This is a genomic window from Dyella japonica DSM 16301, from assembly GCF_001010355.1.
GTDB lineage: Bacteria > Pseudomonadota > Gammaproteobacteria > Xanthomonadales > Rhodanobacteraceae > Dyella > Dyella japonica.
The window spans coordinates 1-432 of sequence record NZ_JPLA01000149.1 but is presented as its reverse complement, the minus strand read 5'-3'; the positions used below and the strand labels follow the sequence as shown (position 1 = coordinate 432).

Sequence of the window (432 nt, the reverse complement as noted above, 5' to 3'; positions counted from 1 at the left end):
ATAGCTTGGGATTCACTGATTCCCATTAAGAGCCTCCATAATAATCTTACGGATTACATTCACTTCCAGTTCATTACCGATGAGGCCAACTGGTTTGTCAGTAGCATCCATAACGAATTTAGCAATTCGTTCCATTTCAGCCGTAATGAGCTTGTCACCACTTACCAAACGGTTACGAAGATATGCCTCATAAGCTGCTGCTATATCTTCATCCGTGGTTCTCTCATTTTTCTGAAATGGATTGCTCAAAGGCATTGGATAATGAATACGAATATTCCTGTCAGCAATACGAGCTTTATGCTGCGGGATAGCAATGATTTGGTTCATAGAAGTCCTTGTAACATACATGCTTTCATAATTGCATCACGAAGCAATCCTGCACATGCAGGAGTCTTTCCTGTAGTAATATGAGTTACGTAATAGGTCTTGGAT

General features: G+C 40.3%; 1 protein-coding gene. It reads right to left on the bottom strand.

Features of this window, described 5'->3' with window-relative positions:
* Positions 1 to 12 precede the first annotated feature (12 nt).
* On the bottom strand, positions 13 to 327 hold the full coding sequence (locus Y882_RS19655; RefSeq protein ID WP_046973424.1) for a hypothetical protein: 315 nt from the start codon (positions 325 to 327) through the stop codon (positions 13 to 15).
* Between the last annotated feature and the right edge of the window lie 105 nt (positions 328 to 432).

Excerpts from the sequence above, each read along its gene's own strand:
- Y882_RS19655 (WP_046973424.1), bottom strand. The coding sequence starts at position 327 with ATGAACCAAATCATTGCTATCCCGCAGCATAAAGCTCGTATTGCTGAC.